The 683-nt window shown below is 40.8% G+C and carries 1 protein-coding gene; it reads left to right on the top strand.

What is annotated here, in order from left to right:
• The coding region (locus tag AOG54_RS04390) for an AMP-binding protein (protein ID WP_156324204.1) at positions 1–683 on the top strand (683 nt) is incomplete at both ends.

Raw genomic sequence — 683 nt, 5'->3', positions numbered from 1 at the left:
GATGGTGCATACAGAAAGGGCAAATTAATAGATTTAAAGAATATAGTGGACCGTGCTGCTGATTTAAGCACCGGCATAGACAATGTAATAGTTGTAAGGAATGCAAATAATAAAATAAGCATGGTCAGTGACCGTGATTATTACTATGATGAAATTCTGGAGGATTCATATGTTGAACCCGAAAGGATGGATTCAAATGACCCATTATTTATTCTATACACATCGGGAACAACAGGAAAGCCAAAGGGCATAGTGCATGGCAATGGCGGATATCCTGTGTGGGTTGCAAACACACTTAAATGGGCATTTGATCCAAAGGACGAGGATCGCTGGTGGTGTGCTGCTGATATAGGGTGGATTACCGGTCACAGCTACATTGTTTTCGCCCCACTCCTTCTTGGATTAACATCAATAATATACGAGGGTGCAATAGATTATCCAAAACCTGATAGAATGTGGGAAATCATAGAAAGGTATGGTGTAAACATACTATACACATCACCAACGGCAATAAGGTTATTAATGAAATATGGTGAAAAATATCCGGAATCACATGATTTATCATCCCTAAAATATCTGGGCACAGCAGGGGAGCCAATAAACCCTGCGGCATGGCACTGGTACTATGAGGTAATAGGCAAGAATCGGTGCCCAATAATAGACACATACTGGCAGACTGAAAC

This window comes from Acidiplasma aeolicum, from assembly GCF_001402945.1.
Classification (GTDB): domain Archaea; phylum Thermoplasmatota; class Thermoplasmata; order Thermoplasmatales; family Thermoplasmataceae; genus Acidiplasma; species Acidiplasma aeolicum.
Note: the sequence above shows the minus strand (reverse complement) of the source record. Positions and strands in the feature narration are given on the sequence as shown.